The 19,260-nt window shown below is 73.3% G+C and carries 18 protein-coding genes; 5 read left to right on the forward strand and 13 right to left on the reverse strand.

What is annotated here, in order from left to right; all coding sequences use genetic code 11:
* Positions 1 to 124: 124 nt before the first annotated feature.
* Positions 125 to 4,114, reverse strand: coding sequence for an ABC transporter ATP-binding protein (locus BBH68_RS06325; protein WP_065959589.1), 3,990 nt, complete (start codon positions 4,112 to 4,114; stop codon positions 125 to 127).
* 246 nt (positions 4,115 to 4,360) lie between these two features.
* A complete protein-coding gene (locus BBH68_RS06330; RefSeq protein ID WP_065959557.1) occupies positions 4,361 to 4,639 on the reverse strand; it encodes a helix-turn-helix domain-containing protein in 279 nt (92 codons plus the stop codon).
* Between the two features lie 60 nt (positions 4,640 to 4,699).
* Here BBH68_RS06330 and map point away from each other — a divergent pair, with 60 nt between their 5' ends.
* Positions 4,700 to 5,467: a type I methionyl aminopeptidase gene (gene map / locus BBH68_RS06335; RefSeq protein WP_065959559.1), complete on the forward strand. Its 768-nt coding sequence runs from the start codon at positions 4,700 to 4,702 to the stop codon at positions 5,465 to 5,467.
* 76 nt (positions 5,468 to 5,543) lie between these two features.
* On the opposite strand, the gene BBH68_RS06340 is transcribed toward map, so the two are convergent.
* Entirely contained in the window at positions 5,544 to 8,279 is a 2,736-nt protein-coding gene (locus tag BBH68_RS06340; RefSeq protein ID WP_065959561.1) for a discoidin domain-containing protein, read from the reverse strand.
* A 439-nt stretch (positions 8,280 to 8,718) separates the two neighbouring features.
* On the opposite strand from BBH68_RS06340, the gene BBH68_RS06345 reads away from it, so the two are divergent.
* Both BBH68_RS06345 and BBH68_RS06350 read left to right on the forward strand, forming a co-directional pair.
* A complete protein-coding gene (locus BBH68_RS06345) occupies positions 8,719 to 9,684 on the forward strand; it encodes a DMT family transporter (protein WP_065959563.1) in 966 nt (321 codons plus the stop codon).
* A 206-nt stretch (positions 9,685 to 9,890) separates the two neighbouring features.
* The gene (locus BBH68_RS06350; protein ID WP_079150834.1) at positions 9,891 to 11,192 is read left to right on the forward strand and encodes a M20 metallopeptidase family protein; all 1,302 of its coding nucleotides are present in this window, start codon (positions 9,891 to 9,893) and stop codon (positions 11,190 to 11,192) included.
* 68 nt (positions 11,193 to 11,260) lie between these two features.
* On the opposite strand, the gene BBH68_RS06355 is transcribed toward BBH68_RS06350, so the two are convergent.
* The 5 genes from BBH68_RS06355 to BBH68_RS06375 all read right to left on the reverse strand — a co-directional run bounded on the left by BBH68_RS06355 (position 11,261) and on the right by BBH68_RS06375 (position 15,007).
* Positions 11,261 to 12,109: a calcium-binding protein gene (locus BBH68_RS06355; protein ID WP_065959564.1), complete on the reverse strand. Its 849-nt coding sequence runs from the start codon at positions 12,107 to 12,109 to the stop codon at positions 11,261 to 11,263.
* Positions 12,110 to 12,331: 222 nt separating this feature from the next.
* A complete protein-coding gene (locus BBH68_RS06360; protein WP_065959569.1) occupies positions 12,332 to 12,778 on the reverse strand; it encodes a nuclear transport factor 2 family protein in 447 nt (148 codons plus the stop codon).
* 88 nt (positions 12,779 to 12,866) lie between these two features.
* Positions 12,867 to 13,850, reverse strand: coding sequence for an aldo/keto reductase (locus tag BBH68_RS06365; protein WP_065959572.1), 984 nt, complete (start codon positions 13,848 to 13,850; stop codon positions 12,867 to 12,869).
* 91 nt (positions 13,851 to 13,941) lie between these two features.
* Positions 13,942 to 14,142: a DUF397 domain-containing protein gene (locus BBH68_RS06370; RefSeq protein WP_065959573.1), complete on the reverse strand. Its 201-nt coding sequence runs from the start codon at positions 14,140 to 14,142 to the stop codon at positions 13,942 to 13,944.
* Between the two features lie 10 nt (positions 14,143 to 14,152).
* Positions 14,153 to 15,007 (reverse strand): helix-turn-helix domain-containing protein, encoded by an 855-nt coding sequence (locus tag BBH68_RS06375; RefSeq protein ID WP_065959576.1) that lies wholly within the window; start codon positions 15,005 to 15,007, stop codon positions 14,153 to 14,155.
* Positions 15,008 to 15,183: 176 nt separating this feature from the next.
* Between BBH68_RS06375 and BBH68_RS06380 the strand changes: the two genes are divergently transcribed.
* Positions 15,184 to 15,675 carry an ATP-binding protein gene (locus BBH68_RS06380; protein ID WP_065959578.1) on the forward strand — a complete coding sequence of 164 codons (492 nt, stop codon included), beginning with the start codon at positions 15,184 to 15,186 and terminating at the stop codon, positions 15,673 to 15,675.
* 3 nt (positions 15,676 to 15,678) lie between these two features.
* Here BBH68_RS06380 and BBH68_RS06385 read toward each other — a convergent pair whose 3' ends face one another.
* The 5 genes from BBH68_RS06385 to BBH68_RS06400 all read right to left on the reverse strand — a co-directional run bounded on the left by BBH68_RS06385 (position 15,679) and on the right by BBH68_RS06400 (position 18,871).
* The gene (locus BBH68_RS06385; protein WP_065959580.1) at positions 15,679 to 16,494 is read right to left on the reverse strand and encodes a hypothetical protein; all 816 of its coding nucleotides are present in this window, start codon (positions 16,492 to 16,494) and stop codon (positions 15,679 to 15,681) included.
* Entirely contained in the window at positions 16,478 to 17,020 is a 543-nt protein-coding gene (locus BBH68_RS06390) for a sigma-70 family RNA polymerase sigma factor (RefSeq protein ID WP_065959591.1), read from the reverse strand. Before BBH68_RS06390 ends, BBH68_RS06385 begins: the two co-directional genes overlap by 17 nt.
* 35 nt (positions 17,021 to 17,055) lie before the next feature.
* The gene (locus tag BBH68_RS41820; protein ID WP_170066538.1) at positions 17,056 to 17,211 is read right to left on the reverse strand and encodes a hypothetical protein; all 156 of its coding nucleotides are present in this window, start codon (positions 17,209 to 17,211) and stop codon (positions 17,056 to 17,058) included.
* A gap of 221 nt (positions 17,212 to 17,432) precedes the next feature.
* A complete protein-coding gene (speB, locus tag BBH68_RS06395; RefSeq protein ID WP_065959581.1) occupies positions 17,433 to 18,416 on the reverse strand; it encodes an agmatinase in 984 nt (327 codons plus the stop codon).
* A gap of 140 nt (positions 18,417 to 18,556) precedes the next feature.
* On the reverse strand, positions 18,557 to 18,871 hold the full coding sequence (locus BBH68_RS06400; RefSeq protein ID WP_065959583.1) for an SCO5918 family protein: 315 nt from the start codon (positions 18,869 to 18,871) through the stop codon (positions 18,557 to 18,559).
* Positions 18,872 to 19,156: 285 nt separating this feature from the next.
* On the opposite strand from BBH68_RS06400, the gene BBH68_RS06405 reads away from it, so the two are divergent.
* Positions 19,157 to 19,260 (forward strand): cold-shock protein (locus tag BBH68_RS06405; RefSeq protein WP_141712957.1); only part of this gene is annotated, 104 nt, incomplete at its 3' end.

Here is a 19,260-nt window from a genome sequence, read left to right on the forward strand (position 1 = left end):
GGGTAACACTGCCTGAATGCCCAGAGTCACCACGGGGGCCAGGCCGACAATCGCCAGGCAACGACCGTCAGGCGACAGCCGTGGGGCAACGACCGTCAGGCGACAACCGGTCGGCCGACAGCCGTCACGCGACGACCGTCGGCGCCGTCTCCCCCGTGAAGGTGCGCCACAGCTCGGCGTACCGGCCCCCGCGGGCCACCAGTTCCTCGTGCGTACCGTCCTCGACGACCCGCCCGTGGTCCAGGACCACCACCCGGTCCGCACGGGCCGCGGTCGTCAGCCGGTGCGCGACGACCAGCGTGGTGCGCCTGCCGGCCAGGCGGTCCGTGGCCTGGTTGACCAGCGCCTCGGTGGCCAGGTCAAGCGCGGCCGTGGCCTCGTCGAGCAGCAGGATGTCCGGGTCGACCAGCTCCGCGCGCGCCAGCGCGATCAGCTGACGCTGCCCGGCGGACAGATTGCGCCCGCGCTCGGTCACCTCGTGCAGATAGCCGCCGTCGAGCGAGGCCACCATGGCGTGGGCGCCGACCGCGCGGGCCGCCGCCTCAACCTCCGCGTCGCTCGCGTCCGGGCGGCCGTACGCGATGGCGTCGCGCACCGTCCCGGGGAACAGGTACGGCTCCTGCGGGACGACCCCCAGGCGGTTGCGGTACGCGGTGAGGTCCAGCTCCCGCAGATCCGTGCCGTCCACCCGCACGGCCCCCGAGGTGGGGTCGTAGAACCGCGCCACCAGCTTGACGAGCGTGGACTTGCCCGCGCCCGTCTCGCCGACGAAGGCCACGGTCTGCCCGGCGGGGATCCTCAGGTCGATGCCCGCCAGCGCCTCCTCGCCCTCGTCCCCGTAGCCGAAGCGCACCCCGTCGAAGGCGATCTCGCCGCGCAGCTCCCGCACCTCGCGCGGCGCCTTGGCGAGCGGCGTCTTCGTCGGCTCGCGCAGCAGCTCCTGGATGCGGCGCAGCGAGACGGTGGCCTGCTGGTAGCCGTCGAAGACCTGCGACAGCTGCTGCACGGGCGCGAAGAACAGGTCGATGTAGAGCAGATAGGCGACCAGCGCGCCCGCCGTCAGCGTGCCCTCGCCGACCCGCCCGGCGCCGACGATCAGCACCAGCGCGGCCGCGACGGACGACAGCAGCTGGACGAAGGGGAAGTACACCGAGATCAGCCACTGGCCGCGCACCCGCGCCTGCCGGTACGCGTCGCTGCGCCCCGCGAACCGCTCCCGGCCCGCCCGCTCGCGCCGGAACGCCTGCACGATGCGCAGCCCGGCCACGCTCTCCTGGAGGTCGGCGTTGACCACGCTGACCCGCTCCCGCGCCAGCTCGTACGCCTTGACGCTCCTGCGCCGGAAGAAGACCGTGCCGACGACGAGCAGCGGCAGCGCCGCGAAGACCACCAGGGCCAGCTGGACGTCGATGACCAGCAGCGCGACCAGGATGCCGAAGAAGGTCAGCAGGCTGACGACGGCGGTGACCAGGCCCGTCTGGAGGAACGAGGACAGCGCGTCCACGTCGGTGGTCATCCGGGTCATGATCTTGCCGGTCAGCTCGCGCTCGTAGTAGTCGAGCCCCAGCCGCTGGAGCTGCGCGAAGATCTTCACGCGCAGCGCGTACAGGACGCGCTCGCCGGTCCGCCCGGTCATCCGCGTCTCGCCGATCTGCGCCGCCCACTGTGCGAGGACGACGACGAGCGCGAGCGCGGAGGCGGCCCACACCGCCCCGAGCGCCATCCGCTGCACGCCCTGGTCGATGCCGTGCCGGATGAGCACCGGCAGCAGCAGCCCGGCGAGCGCGTCGATCGCGACCAGCAGCAGGCTGACCGCGAGCGGCGCCCCGAACCCGCGCAGCAGTTGCCGCAGCCCGTACTCCCGCTCGGGCCGCGCGGCCCGCTCCTCGTCCACGTCCGGCGTGTCGGTCGCGGGCGGCAGCGCCGCGACCTTGGCCAGCAGCCCGGGCGTGGCGGGCATCCCCGCCAGCGCCCCGGCCATCCCGGGGCCGGCCGCGACGGCCGGGGCGCCCGCGCCCCCGGCCCCCGCGTCGGCCCCTGATCCGGCGGCCTCGCGCCGCACCCACAGCTCGGGCGTCACACCGCCCGAGTGGTGGGTCGCGTGGCGGTCGGGCCGGGCCTCGCCGTCGCCGTCGGGCAGGGCGTGGTCGGCGGCGCCGGTGCGGCCTTCCCTGCGCGCGAGGCTGCTGCTGATGACCGCGCGGGCCACGGCACGGTCCGCCCGCGCGGCCCAGCCCTCGGCCGTGGCCGCGCGGTCGCCGTCCGGGCGCGGCGCGCCGGGAGTGTCGTCAAGCGCGGGCGCGACGAGCCCGGCGGCCGCCGCCTCCCCGCCGAAGGCCCCGGCGAACGCGCCCGCGCCGGAGCCCGCCTGCTCGTCGGGGGCCGCGGCGCCCGCCGGGTCGCGGGTGATGCCGCTCAGTTCCTCGGGGTCGGTCAGCAGCCGGCGGTAGAGGGCGCTGCGCTCGCGCAGCTCCTCGTCCGTACCGACGTCGGCGAGGCGGCCCCGGTCGAGTACGGCGATCCGGTCGGCGAGGGCGAGGGTGGAGAGGCGGTGGGCGATGAGCAGGGTCGTGCGCCCGGCCATGACGCCCCGCAGGGCCTCGTGGATCTCGTGCTCGACGCGCGCGTCCACCGCCGAGGTGGCGTCGTCGAGGACCAGCAGGCGCGGGTCGGTGAGGATGGCGCGGGCCAGGGCGACACGCTGGCGCTGGCCGCCGGAGAGGGTCAGGCCCTGCTCGCCGACCTGCGTGTCGTAGCCGTCCGGCAGCGCGGAGATGAAGCCGTCGGCCTGGGCGGCGCGGGCGGCCGCGCGGATCTGCTCGTTGGTCGCGTCCGGCGCGCCGTACGCGATGTTGGCGCGCACCGTGTCGGAGAACAGGAAGCTGTCCTCGGGCACCAGCCCGATCGCGGCGCGCAGCGACTCGTACGTCAGCTCGCGCACGTCGTGGCCGCCGACCCGGACCGCCCCCGCCGACACGTCGTAGAAGCGCGGCAGGAGCAGCGAGAGCGTGGACTTGCCGCTGCCGGAGGCGCCGACGACCGCGACCGTCTCGCCCGGCTCGATCCGCAGGGACAGGTCGTCGAGGACGGGGCGCTCGGGGGCGTAGCCGAAGGTGACGTGGTCGAACTCGACCGTCGCGGGCGCGTCGGCGGGCAGCTCCCGCGCGTCGGGGCGCTCCTCGATGGCCGGCTCGGTGTCGATCAGCTCGAAGACCCGCTCGACGCCGGCCCGGGCCTGCTGCCCGACCGTGAGGACCATCGTGAGCATCCGGACCGGCCCGACGAGCTGTGCGAGGTAGGTGGAGAAGGCGACGAAGGTGCCGAGCGTGACCTGGCCGCGGGTGGCCATCCAGCCGCCGAGGGCCAGCATGGCGACCTGGCCGAGGGCGGGCACGGCCTGGAGGGCGGGGGTGTAGCGGGAGTTGAGCCGTACGGTCCGCAGCCGGGCGGCGAACAGCCGGCGGCCGACCTCGCGGAGCTTCCCGGTCTCCTGCTCCTCCTGCCCGAAGCCCTTGACGACGCGGACGCCGGTGACCGCCCCGTCCACGACCCCGGCGACGGCCGCCGCCTGCCCCTGGGCGTACCAGGTGGCGGGGAACAGCCGGGTGCGGCTGCGCGAGGCGAGGATCCACAGGGCGGGGGCGACGGCGAGCGCGACCACGGTGAGCAGCGGGGAGAGCACCGCCATCACGACCAGGGAGATCACGAAGAGCAGGACGTTGCCGATCATCATCGGCGCCATGAACAGCAGGCCCTGGATGAGCTGGAGGTCGCTGGTGGCCCGGCCGACGACCTGGCCGGTGTTCAGCTCGTCCTGCCGCCTGCCGTCGAACCGGGAGATCGACGCGAACATCTCGGTGCGCAGGTCGTGCTGGACGTCCAGCGCGAGCCGGCCGCCGTAGTAGCGCCTGAGGAAGGTGAGCCCGTAGACGAGGACCGCGGCGACGATCAGCAGGGTGGCCCAGGGGGCGAGGGAGCGCTCGTGCCGGACGATCACATCGTCGATGATCAGCTTGGTGACGAGCGGCACCAGCGCCGTCACCGCCATCCCGCCGAGCGAGGCGCCGAGGGCCAGCAGCACATCGCGGCGGTACCGCCAGCAGTAGCGGATCAGCCGCCGTGCCCAGCCGTCCTGCCGGGCGTCTTCCTGCCCGGCCGGGGCGCCGTCCTGCCGCGTGCCGCCCTGCCGTGTGTCCGCGTCGTCCGCCCGCGCGTCCGCCACCCGTGACCTCCCGATCCGCCTGTGCTACCGGAAGGCACCAACGCACTGGAGTGCGGATTTCATCCTGCCGCAACAAAACCCGCGGGCAGACGGCCGCCGGACAGATGACCGGCCGGCGGGCGGACGGCCGGCGGCCTGCTACGCGGCGGCCTCGCTCTCCTCCGGTACGACCGCGACGGCCGCGCAGCGCCGCGCGACCTCGTCGAGCGGGAGCCCGAGGGCCCCGGCCAGCGCGGCGACGGTGAAGAACGCGGGGGTCGGGGCCCGGCCGGTCTCGATCTTGCGGAGGGTCTCGGCGGAGATCCCGGCCGCGGCGGCGATCTCGGCCATGCTGCGTTCGCCGCGCGCCTGGCGGAGAAGCAGGCCGAGGTGGCGGCCGCGTTCGCGTTCCAGGGGGGTGAGAGGGGTGCGCACCATGACCGTGATACTAATACCGGTATAAGAATTGGCTCAAGACGGGGTCGCCAGGAGGCTGCCATGGTGGAGATCAAGACCGACGCGTCACTGGACGCCATGCGCGAGGCGGGGCGCGTCGTCGCCGCCGCGCTCGCCGCCACGCAGGAGGCCGCCGCGGTCGGCGTGTCGCTGCGCGAGCTGGACGAGGTGGCGCGCGCGGTGCTCGCCGAGGCGGGGGCCACCTCCCCCTTCCTCGGCTACCGGCCGCACTTCGCGCCCACCCCCTTCCCCGCCGTCATCTGCGCCTCCGTGAACGACGCCATCGTCCACGGCATCCCGGACGGCTACCGGCTGCGCGACGGCGACCTGGTCAGCATCGACTGCGGCGCGATCGTCGACGGCTGGGCCGGCGACGCCGCCGTCAGCTTCATCGTCGGCACCCCGCGCCCCGCCGACCAGCGCCTGGTCGAGGCCACCCGGCAGGCCCTGGCGGCGGGCATCGAGGCGGCCGTCGTGGGCGCCCGCATGGGGGACATCTCCCACGCCATCGGGGCGGTCGCGCGCGCCGCGGGCTACGGCATCATGGAGGACTACGGCGGCCACGGCATCGGCCGCAGCATGCACGAGGACCCGCCGGTGCCCAACGAGGGCCGCCCCGGCCGCGGCTACCGGCTCCGGCACGGGCTGGTGCTGGCCATCGAGCCGATGTTCACCGCGGGCGGCCACGACGCGTACAACACCGACCCCGACGGCTGGACGCTCCGCACGGTGGACGGCAGCCGCGCGGCGCACAGCGAGCACACGGTGGCCATCACGGAGGACGGCCCGCGCGTGCTGACGGCGCTGTGAGCCGTACGGCGGCGGGGCGGCGCGCGAGCCGTACGGCGGTGGGGGCGGCGCTGTGACGCCCCCGCCCTAGCCCGCACTAGCCCGCCGACGTCACGCTCAGCTCCGCCACGCCCGCGCGCTTCTTCTCGTCCGCCGACCGCACGGTCACCCGCACATAGCGCGCGGGCCCCGAGTGCCCGGTGTGCCAGCGCCGCCCGTCCGGGGAGGTTTCCACCGTGTACGAGGCCGGGCGCGTCGCCGTCCACTCGGGCGTGACCTTCGCGATGCGTACGGCGTGTCCCAGGTCGGTGGTGAGCGAGCCCGACACGCCGTCGGGCACCCAGGAGGTCGCCGCGCTGCCGTCCAGCGCCGCCCCCGCGTACATGCCCGGCTCCTCCGAACTGGCGGTCGCCGGGCGGCAGCGGGCCAGGTTGGCGGTGGGCTCCAGGTCGGGGCGGCGGGTCTTGAGGACGGCCGGGGCGCCGGCGCTCACCAGCCGGTCCCCCTCGGGGGTCTCGACGGTGAAGGGCGCGCCGTGCGTCAGCCGCACCACCGTCTGGTGCGCGCCGATCGCCACGTCGTAGGTGCGGCCCTGCCAGCGCAGCCCGCGCAGCGTGACCCCGGCGGCGAGCTGGGGCGGCAGCATCGGGTCGAGCCGCACCCGGTCCTCGCGCGGCCGCAGGCCGGTCAGGCCGTGGGTGAAGACCTGGAGGAAGCCGCCCTTGCCGGTGAGGAAGTCCTGGGCCGGGGAGCCGGAGAGCGGGTCCTGGGCGCCCGCCTTCTCGCCCCGCGCCTCGGAGAACAGCTCGAACGGGCCGCGCGCGAACGGCTTGATGGCCCGCGTCAGATAGGTGTACGTCGAGCAGCCGGCGTCGCCGATGCCCGCCGCGTCGATGGCGTGCACCGAGTCGGTCATGGCCGGGCCGTCGGGGTCGGTGCGGGCGGCGTAGTAGTCCAGGGTGTTCGCGGCCGCCCGCGCGGACATCGGCCACTCCAGCGGATACATGAGCAGCACGGTGTCCGCCTGCTTGATCAGCGAGCCGTCGTAGCCCGCGTACTGCCGGAAGACCTGCTTCTGCGCGTCGTACGGGATCCGCAGCCGGTCCGCGATCCGGGTCCACCGCGCGGGCGCGGGCTCGCCGAGGAGGCGGGCGGCGCGGGTGGCGTGGCGCAGGGCGGTGGCGGCGCCGGCGTTGGTGAAGACGGCGTCGTCGACGCCGTTGCTGTACTCGTCGGGGCCCGCGACGTCCTTGATGGAGTAGCTGCCGTCGTCGTTGCGGGTGGCGCGCCCGGCCCAGAACTCGGCGATCCCCTTGAGCAGCGGCCAGCCGCGCCCGCGCAGCCACCTCTCGTCGCCCGTCGCCTGGTAGTACTGCCAGGCCGCGAGCGCGATGTCGCTCTGGAGGTGGTTCTGGGTGCGGCAGTGCGGCGGGTCCCAGCTGTGGCACTCGGTCCACAGATCGCCCTTGCTCGCGCTGGTCCAGCCGTAGAAGAGGCCCGGGTAGCCGAGCCTGCGCGCGTTCGCGCGGGCGCCGGCGCGGGTGCGGTAGCGGTATTCGACGACGGATTTCGCGAGCTGGGGGTGGGTGGCGAGCAGCCCCGGGTACATCCAGGTCTCCGCGTCCCAGAAGATCAGCCCGGCGTAGTTGTCGCTGCTCAGGCCGGTCGGGGAGATGCTGTCGCGGGCGCCGGCGCGGGTCGAGGACAGCAGTCCGTACTGCGCGGAGCGCACCCATCGCTGCAGTGCCGCTTGCCGCTCCCCCGCCACCTCGATGTCCGAGCGCCACAGCCTGTCCCAGGCGGCGGCGTGGGCGGCGAACAGCGCGGGCCAGCCCCGGTCCGCCGCCCCGCTCGCGGCGGCGCGGGCGTCGGCGCGCGGGGTGCGGGAGGTGAGCGCGGTGTCCACGCCGACGTACTTGGCGAGTTCGTACGAACGGCCGCTCCGCACGGGGAAGGTGACGGACTGCCGGGCCGACAGGTCCCGGACGGGGCTCGCCGTGTGCGGCCGCTCGTCGCGCACGCCCGCGCCGGGGCGCAGCGTGGAGGCGACCGCGCCGTCGGTGTCCGTGCCGTCCGTGCGGAACGCCACGTCCATCGTGCGGTCGCGGTAGCTGTAGCCGCTGCCGCCGGTCTGGCTCATCCGGCGGGCGCCGCGCCCGTCGATCCGGTCGGTGACGGTCGCCTCGCCGCTCCAGTGCGGGGTCATGCGCAGCCGTACGGCGCCCACATGGGCGTTGACGCGGTCGGCGAGCACGTCATAGACGAGGTCGGTGGCGCGGCCGTCGGAGGCGGTCCAGGTGAGGGAGGTGCGGACCAGGCCGCAGCGGAGGAAGAGCGTCTGGCGGTAGTGGGAGATCCGGCCGGCGGGGGTGGCGGAGGAGTACGTCTCGGCGCCGGGCCCGCCGGTCGCCACGTCCAGGGCCGTCCAGGTCGGGAGGGCGGCCGCGACCTGTCTGTCCTCGGTCGTCTTGGCGTTGTGCGCGTACAGGCCCGCGACGAAGGAGCCGTCGTAGCGGGGGGTGAACAGCGGCCAGCCGGTCTTGGCTCCGGTGGCGGCGTAGCCGGTGCCGTGGGGGGCCACGCGCTGGCCCAGGTAGCCGTTGCCGACGTAGGCGTCGAAGCCGCTGTCGGGGTCGAGCCGGGTGGCGGACAGCGCCCAGCCGTCGCCGCGCGGGCAGGGGGCGCTGCGCCCGGGGATGCCGGGTTCGGGGGCGGCGGTGGCCGAGGGAATCGGGGGCGCCACGGCGATCAGCGCGCCCGCGAGCAGCGGGGCGATCAGCCGGGCGGGGCGGGGCGGCCTGGCGGCGCGGGGCGGCCGGGGGGAGTACGACATTGTTCTCCGTCGAGGTTCGCCGGTGAGGGTGCAGCGACCATAAAGAGATGAACGTAACTGGTCAATAGATCACCCAAACGGTTCAACTATTGAACACAAGTCCGCACACGCTCGCCCCTTGGGCTGCGATTCCTCCCTGCTGCCCGCCCGACGCGCTTTCAATCTCTCGCGCCTACTTCCTCCGAGACCGAAGCCCGCCGACGGGGTCGGTTAGGATCCCCGGGTGAACGTCTACTGGCATGCCGTAACTCCGCCGCCGTGCGCCTGATCGGGCGCACGCGCTGAAGGCCTGACCTCTCAGCCCCCCGGCCGCCGCCCCCGCTGATCTCGCGGGGCCGCCGTGGGTCGCTGTCGTGCGCCCGTTCGCGAATCCAGTCCTCATTGGTTTCGACGACGGAAGTTCACGACTGTGGCTCAGCACGCCTCTTCTTCACCCGGCATGTCCACCTCGCCCGGTACGCCCTCGACCCCCGGCGCGCCCGGTGCCTCGCCGCGCCGCCGCCGGGCCCGCCTCACCGACGGCCCGCTGCCCATCCTCGCGGCGGCGGTGCTCTGGGGCACCACCGGAACCGCCGGCTCCATGGCCCCCTCCGGCGCCCCCGCCCCGGCCATCGGCGCCGCGAGCCTGACCCTGGGCGGCCTGCTGCTGCTCCTCACCACGCGCGGCGCGTGGCGGCTCTTCACCGCCGCCACCGGCGCCGAGCAGCGGCTCCTCGCCGTCGGCGCGGTCGCGGTGGCCGGGTGTCCGCTCACCTTCTACCCGGCCGTGGCGCGTACGGGCGCGGCCGTGGCCGCCGTGATAGCGCTGGGCAGCGCGCCGGTCTTCACCGGCCTGCTGGCCTGGGCCACGGGGCAAGCCCGGCCCACCGCGCGCTGGGCGGTGGCCACCCTGGCCGCGGTGACCGGCTGCGCCGTCCTGGTCCTCGGCCCCCAACTCACCGGCAGCCCGGCGCACATGGACACCGTGGGGATCGCGCTCGCCGCGCTGGCGGGGCTGTCGTACGCCGTGTACTCGCTCCTCGGCGGGCGTCTCATCGGCCGGGGGCACCCCTCCGCCGCGGTGATGGGCGCGATGTTCGGCGCGGCGGGGCTGCTGGTGCTCCCCGTCCTGCTCGCCACCGGGACGGCCTGGCTGGCCACCGTACGCGGCGCGGCGGTGGCCCTCCACCTCGCGGTGTTCCCCACCTTCCTCGCCTACCGCCTCTTCGGCCACGGCCTGCGCCACACCCCGGCGTCGGTCGCCACCACCCTCACCCTGGCCGAGGCCGCGGTGGCGGCGCTGCTCGGCATCACGGTCCTCGGCGAGCGGCTGCCGGTGGTGTCCTGGTGCGGCCTGGCGGTCCTGTCCCTGGGCCTGGCGCTGCTGACCGTGCCAGGCCGACCGGGGCGCCGCGGGTCCCGCTGACCCCCGGCCCACCCCGTGGCGGCCCGACCGTCGGCCGCGCCGCCACGGGGTGGGGTTAACCCCCAACCCCACGTGGTGGCCTGCCGGATGGGCGGCGACACCTGATCACGGCGAGGGTGTGTCCATCGGGAAACGCCCCGGAAGACGGCCCGGGAAACGCCCGGAAGACCACCCGGAAGACCACCTCGGATCAGATAGGGAAGACAGTGACTCGTCCCAGGAAAAACGCCCTCGCACGCCGCACCCTGCTCGCCGGCCTCGCCACGGCGGCCGCCGGCGGGATCGGATGGGGAGCCGCGGGAACGGCCGTCGCCGGCGGCCGGGGCCTGGCAGTGGCAGACGGGCGGGTGGCGCAAGGGGCGGTGGACGCCGAGGTGGCGCGCCTGGAGTCCCGGTTGATCGCGCTGCGCCGGGACCTCCACGCCCACCCCGAGGCGCCGGGGCAGGAGCGGCGGACCGCCGACGTGGTGGCCCGCGAGCTGCGGGCGGCCGGGCTGGCCGTCACCACGGGGGTGGGCGGCCACGGTGTGATCGGCGTCCTGCGGGGCTCGCGACCCGGCCGTACCGTCGCGTACCGGGCGGACATGGACGCGGTGCCGCCCGGGGACATCGTCGGGGGCGGCCCGGCGGCCGCCCACCTCTGCGGACACGACGTCCACACCGCGGTGGCCGTCGGCGTCGCCCAGGTGCTGGCCCGGTTCCGGCGGCGGCTGAGCGGAACTGCGGTGTTCCTCTTCCAGCCCGCCGAGGAGGCCCTGGCCGGGGCCCGCGCGATGATCGACACGGGGGTGCTGGAGCGCACCGGCGTCGAGGAGATCCACGCGCTGCACTGCGGCCCTTTCCCGGTGGGCCGGTTCGCCGTGACCCCGGGCTACGGGCTGCCGGGCCAGGACCGCGCCGAGGTGACCCTCTCGGGTCCTGACGCGCCCGACGCCGCACGGCGCCTGGCCGCCGAGATCGGCGGCCTCGCCACGGTGGCGCCGCCGCAGACACCCGCGGACCTGGAGCGGATGGTCGCCGACGTGCAGACGCCCGACGGTCCGCTGGCCCGGTTCGTGGCCGTCCGGGCCAGGGCGCAGGAGGCCAAGGTGGCGGTGTCGTACCGCTGCTGGCCGCAGGAGCGGTACGCGGAGGTCCGCGAGGACATCCGCCGGCTGGCCGGGTCGTACGCCGGGGCCGCGGTGAGCTTCCCCGCCGAGCCGTTCCCCGCCCTGGTCTGCCCGGAACCGGACGCCCGCGCGCTCGCCCGCCACCTGCGCCGCAACCTCGGCGGGGACCCGGTCACCGAGCTCCACGCCGCCTTCCCCTTCAACGGCGAGGACTTCGCCCTCTACCTGGACCGCGTCCCGGGCACCTACACCTTCCTCGGCGTCCGCGCCCCCGGCGCGCCCATCACCGCCTGCTATCCGCACTACCCCGACTTCGCGCCGGACGAGCGCGCGATCGGCGTCGGCGTACGGGCGATGGCCGGCTGGGTCGCGGAGCGGCTGGATCCGCGGCGGGTATGAGACACCGACACGCCATGGTGACGGCGTGTCGGTGTCCCAAAGCCACCGCAAAGTGGCCGGGGGCCCGGTCAGTCCTGGTAGACCTTGTTGGTCCCCGGGCCGCCCGAGAGCGTGTCCTTGCCCTGGCCGCCGTAGAGCGTGTCGTTCCCGCTGTTGCCGTAGATGGTGTCGTCGCCCTCCTCGCCGTAGAGGATGTCGTCACCCCGGCCGCCGTAGATGAAGTCGGCGTCGGACAGGCCGTGGATCACATCGTTCCCGTCCTCGCCGTACATGTGGTTGTCGGTGGGGTCGGCGCCCCCGGTCATGGAGTCGTTGCCGGGGCCGCCGTAGCAGTCCATCGCGCAGTTGGTGATGGTGTCGTTGCCCCCGTCGCCGTACGGGCCCACGCTCCACACACCGCCGCCGCCGTCGAGGCGGTCGTCGCCGTCGCCGCCGTGCAGCACGTCCCGCGCGGAGCCCTTGATCACGTCGTTGCCGGGGCCGCCGTAGATCGAGGAGTACGCGTGGCTGTCGGCGTCGACCGTCGCGGTGTCGTCGCCGTCACCGAGGTCGACGTCGAAGTTGTCCGAGTCGTCGGAGCCCAGGGGGGCCATGGTCGCGCACCGCACGACCGTGTGGTCGGCCTCCGAGGGGTAGGCGCACTCGTCGGCGGTCGCCGCGCTCGGGTCGATGGCGATGTCACCCCGATCGCGGAAGGTGATGATGTAGTAGTACTCGAACTCGCCCCGCTGCTCGACCGCTTCGGAGACGGTGAGGTGGTTCGTCTGCCCGGCGGCGCCCTTGTACCAGAGTTCACCGTCCTCGTGGACGACCGAGGCCACCGGGGTGGTGGCCGCCTGGGCGGCGGGCGCCGCGAACAGGGCCCCGCCCAGGGCGAGGGCGACGGTGGAGGCGGCGATGATTCCGTGCTTACGCATGCAGAAGTGACCCTTCGCGGAACGCGGTTGGACGACCGGTCGGTGTCGCCGATCACCCGCGTAGACACCGCGCCGGAGGCGTGGGTTGTGCCCGCCGCGCCGCTTCGGTTGCCTGGGGCGAACATGTCATCCCGGGGTTTCCCGGTGTTCTTCCTGAGGGCACCGGAAGGCCACCCACCAGGCGCGGGCCGCGTCGGCCAGCCGTCGGCGCCGCCTGGCTCGTCACCCCTCCGTCGGCGCCGCGCAGGCGGTGGCGATGGCGGCGGTGTCCCAGTAGAAGGGGTGGACCTCGGCGATCCGCCCGTCCTTGAACGAGATCGTCTGGAGGATGGGGAAGGTGAGTTCCCGGCCGGTGGCACGTGCGCGAGCACGGACCTGGGTGCGTATCACCGCCGTCTCACCGGTGGCGAGGAACTCCTGCTCCAGCATGTCGAACTCCTCCCACGTCCGGCTCATCTCCATGAAGAACCGCTCCATGCCCGCGTGCCCGCGCCAGGTGCCGCCGTAGGGCAGGGCCTCGGCCTGGTGCAGTACGACATCGGGCGCGAAGAAGGGGGCGAGCGTGTCGAACGGGGCCTCGCCCGGGCCCCCGGCCGCCAGGTACTCGGCCTCCGCGGCGTACATGCCGGTGAGGATGGCCATCGAGTCGGTCGTCAACGGTTGAGTCATGCCACCAGCATGATCGCGCCCGCCGCCGCGCGCTGGCGGCAATCGGACCTCGATGTGCCGCCCCGCCCAACGGCCTCTACGACGGCCTTTACGCGGCCACCGGCGCCCGCTCGTCCAGCAGCCCCTCGCCGCGCAGGTCGGACCACACCCCGTCCGGGATCTCCACCCCGAAGGAGTCGAGATTGCTCCGCACCTCCTCGGCGGTGCGCATGCCCACCACGATGCCCGCCACGGCCGGGTGCCGCAGCGGAAACGCCATCGCCACCTGCGGCAGCGTCACGCCGTGCGCCTCGCACACATCCGCGATGCGATGCGTACGCCGCAGCAGCTCCCGCGAGGCGGGCGCGTACTCGAAGTGCGCGCCCTCGGCGGGGCGCGGGGTGGCGAGCAGGCCCGAGTTGAAGATCGACGCCGCGAGCACGGAGACGCCGCGCTCGGCGCACGCGGGCAGCAGGTCGTCGAGGGCGCTGTGCTGCAGCAGGGTGTAGTAGCCGGACAGCATCACCGCGTCCACGTCGGCCTCCTGGACCAGCCGGGTGAGCATGCCGGTGTGGTACATCCCCGCCCCGATGGCCCCCACCACCCCCTCGGAGCGCAGCTCGGCGAGCGCGGGGTAGCCGGTGCGCAGGGCGTCCTCGAAGTGCTTCTCCGCGTCGTGGAGGAACAGCAAGTCGATACGGTCGACGCCCATCCGGGCGAGGGAGTCCTCGACGCTGCGCCGGACGCCGTCGCGGGAGAAGTCCCACACCCGCCGGTGCGTCGCGGGCACGTGGAATCCCTCGTCCATACGCCCCGCCGGGTCCTGCGGGACGAGCAGCCGGCCGACCTTCGTCGACAGCGTGAACTCGTCCCGTGGCTTGGTGCGGAGGAGTTCGCCGATGCGGCGCTCGGAGTGTCCGATGCCGTAGTGCGGCGAGGTGTCGAAGTACCGCACGCCCAGCTCCCACGCCGCGGCCAGCGCCCCGCCCGCGGTGTCGTCGTCCAGCGCCGCGAACAGCCCACCCAGCGGCCCGCCCCCGAACCCCAGCTCCGTGACCTCCACAGCGCTGCGGCCGAGCCGGTTCGTCCTCATCCCGTGGGTCCTCCTCGTGTCACGGTGGCAACGGGCGGCAAGTGTGCCGTGGGCGGGGCGGGGCGCCAACCGGTTTTCGGGGCGGGGTGGTTCAGGGGGTGAGGTGATCGAAGGCGCCGGCCTTCGCGGCGGCTATGAACGCGGCCAGACGCTTGGGGGTGGTGGCGAGCACGACGTGGGGGTCGTCGCTCTCGCGTATGAGGGTTGTGACGGCGCGCCGGGCGAGTTCGACGCAGTTCTCCCCTCCGGCTCCGGAGTACGACGACTTCTGCCACTTCAAGGATTCGCGCATGTCTACCCTCTCATAGTTCCCGTGCGATATGACGGATGAGCTGCCGGGAGTCCTCGGCACCGAGCGAACCGCCCTCGGCGATGTCGAGCAGTTCCCGGTAGCTCTGCAGGTCGGCCTCAGCGTGTAGATACCGTCCGCCGAACGGCGTGTCCACCTGAACCGTGTCCAACTGCGGGACAACGCCGCCCGCATAGAGCACTGGCGGCGTGACTTCGATGAAGTCCTCGTTGGTGAAGGGCACCACGCGCAGCGTCACCGTGGGCCACTCCGCGACCTCCAGTAGCCGTTCCAATTGAGCCCGCGCAACCTTACGGCCGCCGAAGCGCATCCGCAGCGCGGCCTCGTGAATGACCGCGACGATCGGCGGAGGGGTCTCGCGGTCGAAAATGGCCTGCCGTCGCATGCGATGCTCGACGCGCACCTCGATCTCGTCGTGCGGGAGCCTGGGGATGCTTCCGCTGAACACGGCTCGGGCGTAGTCCTCCGTCTGGAAGATCCCGGGCAGTGAGACGCTCTGCACGGAGCGCATATAAGTGGCGTGGTGCTCCAGCTCAGCGATATCGAGGAAGCCCGGCGTAAGGATGCCCCGGTACTCATCCCACCAGTGTTGACCACGGTGCTCACGCGCGATGGCGCACAAGGCCTCGATCAGCGCGTTGTCCCCGCACGAGTAGAAGGCGGCGAGCCGACGGATGCGCTCCTCGCTGACGCCGATCCGCCCGGACTCCATGTGGCTGATCTTGCCCTGATCAGTGCCGAGCAGCCCAGCGGCCTCACGCGCTGTCTTTCCAGCACGCTCGCGGAGTCTGCGCAGTTCGGCGCCCAAGCGCGCTTGTCGGGCAGTGGGATTGTCCCTGGCGGGCATCGCGTTCGTTCACCCATCCTTCCGATCCTCCGGGCCTCGCGCGTAGCAATACCACACGACCACCCACAGGAGTGACATTCATTCAGTAACGTTGCTACGGGGCATACTTACGCCCTACCTTCTGTGATCGTACCGCTACTGAGGTAGCACATTGCACGGCGCCGGAAGGGACCACCATGGCCGACCTGCCACCCCAACTCCTCAGCGAGTCAACCGAACCGTCCCACCGCTACCGCCTCCGCGCCCCCAACATCCCCGAAACCGCCAAAGTGGCCCGCGACATGGTCGCGGGCCTGCTGAAGGCCACCGACCACCCCGCCCTCGTCGAGACCGCCCGCCTCCTCGTCAGCGAGGTCGTCGCCAACGTCCACCTCCACACCAAGGTGCCGCTGCTGTCCCTGGAGGCGACGGTCCGGGGCCCCCACCTCCACGTGTCCGTACGAGACGACGACCCGGACCGCTTCCCCTGGCCGCCCGAGCCCCGCTCCCCCGAGGCGGAGGCCGACGCGGAACACGGGCGGGGCCTGCTGCTGGTCCAGGCGTGCGCGGACGCCTGGGGGACGGTGTGGCACGGCGGGGTGCGGCCCACCGGCAAGAGTGTGTGGTTCTCGCTGTCCGACGCTCCTGCGCCGAAAACGGGCGCCGCCCTCCGGACCGGGCATCGCTGACCCTCAGGTCCCGCTGGCCGCCCTCACCGCTCTCAGGGCCCGGCCGGGGCGGGATGGACGGCCGGGGCGGCGTTCGGGGAGGAGGGCCTTGCCGGAAGGGGCCGCGCTGGAGGTGGCGGTCTCGGTGGCGGTGAGGTCTTCGATGCGGTCGGCGAACTCCGGTTCCGGCAGGGGGAGGTCCAGGTCGTCGATGAAGTCCACCGCCTGGGCGACGTACTCGATGACCGCCGTGGTGGCCGCGGGGGCGACGGTGCCCTTCTTGAGACCGCGCAGGACGCGCAGGGCGATGGCCATTTCGTGGTCGGTGGTGGCCGACTCCTTCTCCGGGTCGATCACGGGTGGCACGCCTCCGCCCGCCTGCTCGTGCCACCAGGCCAGCCACCAGTGGGCCTGGGCCTCCTCTCCGAGCGCCATGTGGTGGAGGTAGAGGCAGTAGGCGGCGGCGGGGTCGCCGGCGCCGCCGGCGAACTGCCACCAGAACTGCGCGCTGTCCTCGTGGCCGGCCAGTTGCAGGACGCAGCCCAGGACGCGCGCGCCGGTCGGTTCGAGGATGCGGTGGGTGATGACCTCCTGGAGCTGCGCCAGAGCACCGTCCCGCCCGATGATCGCCTCGCACAGGGTTCGCAGGTCCCGGGCCATCCGCTCGTCCGTGTCCGGCGCGTGGTCGGCGGTCTCCTCCCGGCCGCCGGCCGGGGCCGTGCGGTCCGGGGAGCCGTCGGCGAGGCGGGCGGCGAGACGGGCCTCGGCGGCCGCGACGTCGCAGGGAGGGGTGGGGGTGAGCAGGGCCCGCGCCAGGATGTGGTCAATGTGCGAGGTCATCGGCATTGTTTCCTTCGGTGGTCTCGAGGAGTTGCTGAAGACGGCGACGGGCGTAGCGCGCGGTGGAGCGCACTCCGGCCTCGGTGATGCCGAGGTGGGTGGCGGTCTGGGCGACGGTGTAGCCGCGGCAGTGGAGCAGGATGACCACGTCCTGCTGGCGTTCCGGAAGCTTCTTGATCGCCTGGTAGAGGTTCAGGCTCTCCTCCAGCATCGCGATGGGGTCGATCGCGTCGCGCAGGGCGGCGGTCTCGAAGGTCGCGTTGTCCACGAGGCAAGGGCCGCGCTTCCGGGCGCGCGCCACGTCGATGGCGCGGTGCTTCATCACCTTCCAGGCGTAGGCGGCGGGGTTCTCCATGGCCAGGACGCGGGTCCAGGAACGGGCGAGCTGTACGAACGCCTCGTCGACGGCTTCCTCGGCGTCGGAGCGGTTTCCGAGGTAGACCTCGGCCCGGTGGAGATAGGCGGCGCGGTGAAGCTGGTGGAAGGCGCGGAAATCCGGCGGGAGTTCGTCGGGCAGTCCGGTCATCGAGGTCACACCCCGCGGGCGGAGGTGGTCCCGCGTCACCGTTTCCCCTCCGTGTGGCCCTGGTGCAGTTCCGAGATGCCCACGCGGACCCCGGCCGCGGCGGCGCGGCGCAGCAGGGCCAGGACGTCACTGCCGAAGACGCGCACGACGAGCGCGGCGGTGACGAGATCCCCTATGAGTTGAAGATTCACGGACTTTCGCTGTCCTTCTGTCGGTCGTACGAGGCTGCCCCGTCCCCGCCCCGCGAGTGCGCCGTATTGCGCCCTCTGTTACCTCTAGCGTTCGCGAGAGCCCGAATGTGCATCGGACAATACGAAATTCTTACGGACCGCACCGATCCGGTTACAGACAGCGGGTCGGGCGCCGGCTCCCCGGGGGAAGCCGGCGCCGTCGCCGGGGCGCCCCACCCGCCTCAGGCGCCGCCGGAGGCCCGTCCCGCCGCGATCTGGCGGGCCATGATGGTCGTGAGCTCGTACGCCGTGTGGGAAGCCGCCACGGAGGTGATCTCGGCGTGGTCGTACGCCGGGGCGACCTCGACGACATCGGCGGAGACCAGGTGGCAGGAGGCGAGGCCGCGCAGGATCTCCAGGAGTTCGCGGGAGGTCAGGCCGCCCGCCTCGGGGGTGCCGGTGCCGGGGGCGTGGGCGGGGTCGAGGACGTCGATGTCGATGGAGATGTAGAGCGGGCGGTCGCCGATGCGCTCGCGGAGCTGCTGGGCGACCTCGTCCACGCCGCGCCGCATGACGTCGGCTGAGGTGACGATGCCGAAGCCCATCTTGGCGTCGTCGTCGAGGTCCTGCTTGCCGTAGAGCGGGCCGCGCGTGCCGACGTGGGAGAGGGCGGAGGTGTCGAGGATGCCCTCCTCGACGGCGCGCCGAAAGGGCGTGCCGTGGGTGTACTCGGCGCCGAAGTAGGTGTCCCAGGTGTCGAGGTGGGCGTCGAAGTGCAGCAGGGCGACGGGGCCGTGCTTGCGGGCGACGGCGCGCAGGAGGGGGAGGGCGATGGTGTGGTCGCCGCCGAGGGTCATCAGGCGGGCGCCGGTGGCGAGCAGGTCGTCGGCGGCGGCCTGGACGGTCTCGACGGCCTCGTTGATGTTGAAGGGGTTGGCGGCGATGTCACCGGCGTCGGCGACCTGGGCGAGGGCGAAGGGGGAGGCGTCCTGCGCCGGGTTGTAGGGGCGCAGCAGCCGGGACGCCTCGCGGATGGCGTTGCCGCCGAAGCGGGCGCCGGGGCGGTAGGAGACCCCGCTGTCGAAGGGCACGCCGACCACGGCGACGTCCGCCGTGCCGCCGACCTCGTCGACGCGCGGCAGCCGGGCGAAGGTGGCGGGGCCCGCGTAGCGGGGGGTGCGGGAGGAGTCGACGGGGCCGAGGGGGCGGCGGTCTGCTGTGGTCATGGCTTCGAGGGTAGGCAGCGCCACCGGCCGGGCACATGTACGTTCCCGAGGGGCACGGCCGTCGTTTTCGACACCATGTCCAGGTCAGCCCGGGCGCGGAAGGCCACCCCCGGGCCGCCCTGCACGGCAGCGCACGGCGGTCAGCCGTTCGTGGGGCTTCCCAGCGCCGCCGCGGCGGCCGCGAAGGGGTCGAGGGTGGCGGCCTCGGTGGGCGCGGCGGCGGGCGCCGGGGCGCAGACGAAGCCGAGGCGCTTCATGGCGCGGACCACCTCGCCCGCGGTGAAGTCGCGGCGGTCCTGGCGGGTGATCACCGCTCCGACCTGCTTGACGGGGTAGTCGCGGCGGCCGATCCGGACCGAGGGGCCGGTGATCGGTTCGGGCTTGACGCCGCTCATCGCTTCCTTCACCTCGTTCGCGGTCAGATCGAAGGCGTAGTTGGCGATGACGCAGCGCATAGGACCTCAAGGGGAGCGGAGGGATGGAGCCGGTGGTCTCAGCGTCCCACATCGGGCGCCCGGCGGGGAATGGAGATTCACCCGGCGTTGGTCCCCCATCCCGAGGCGATCCGTGCTAGCGTCGTAGGCAGTTGCAGTTTTGGTACCCATGGACGTTATGCGCGCCTGACAGGACATGTAGCCTCAGGCGCGTTTTGTTTTTACCGGTCATTCCGGATGGGGTCATTGCGGCGACGCGGAATCCGAGAGGTTCGGGTTCCGGCTCTGCACCCGAAGGAGAATGACATGGCTACTGGCACCGTGAAGTGGTTCAACGCGGAAAAGGGCTTCGGCTTCATCGAGCAGGACGGCGGCGGCGCCGACGTCTTCGCCCACTACTCGAACATCGC

This window comes from Streptomyces sparsogenes (genome assembly GCF_001704635.1).
In the GTDB taxonomy this organism is placed as follows: domain Bacteria; phylum Actinomycetota; class Actinomycetes; order Streptomycetales; family Streptomycetaceae; genus Streptomyces; species Streptomyces sparsogenes.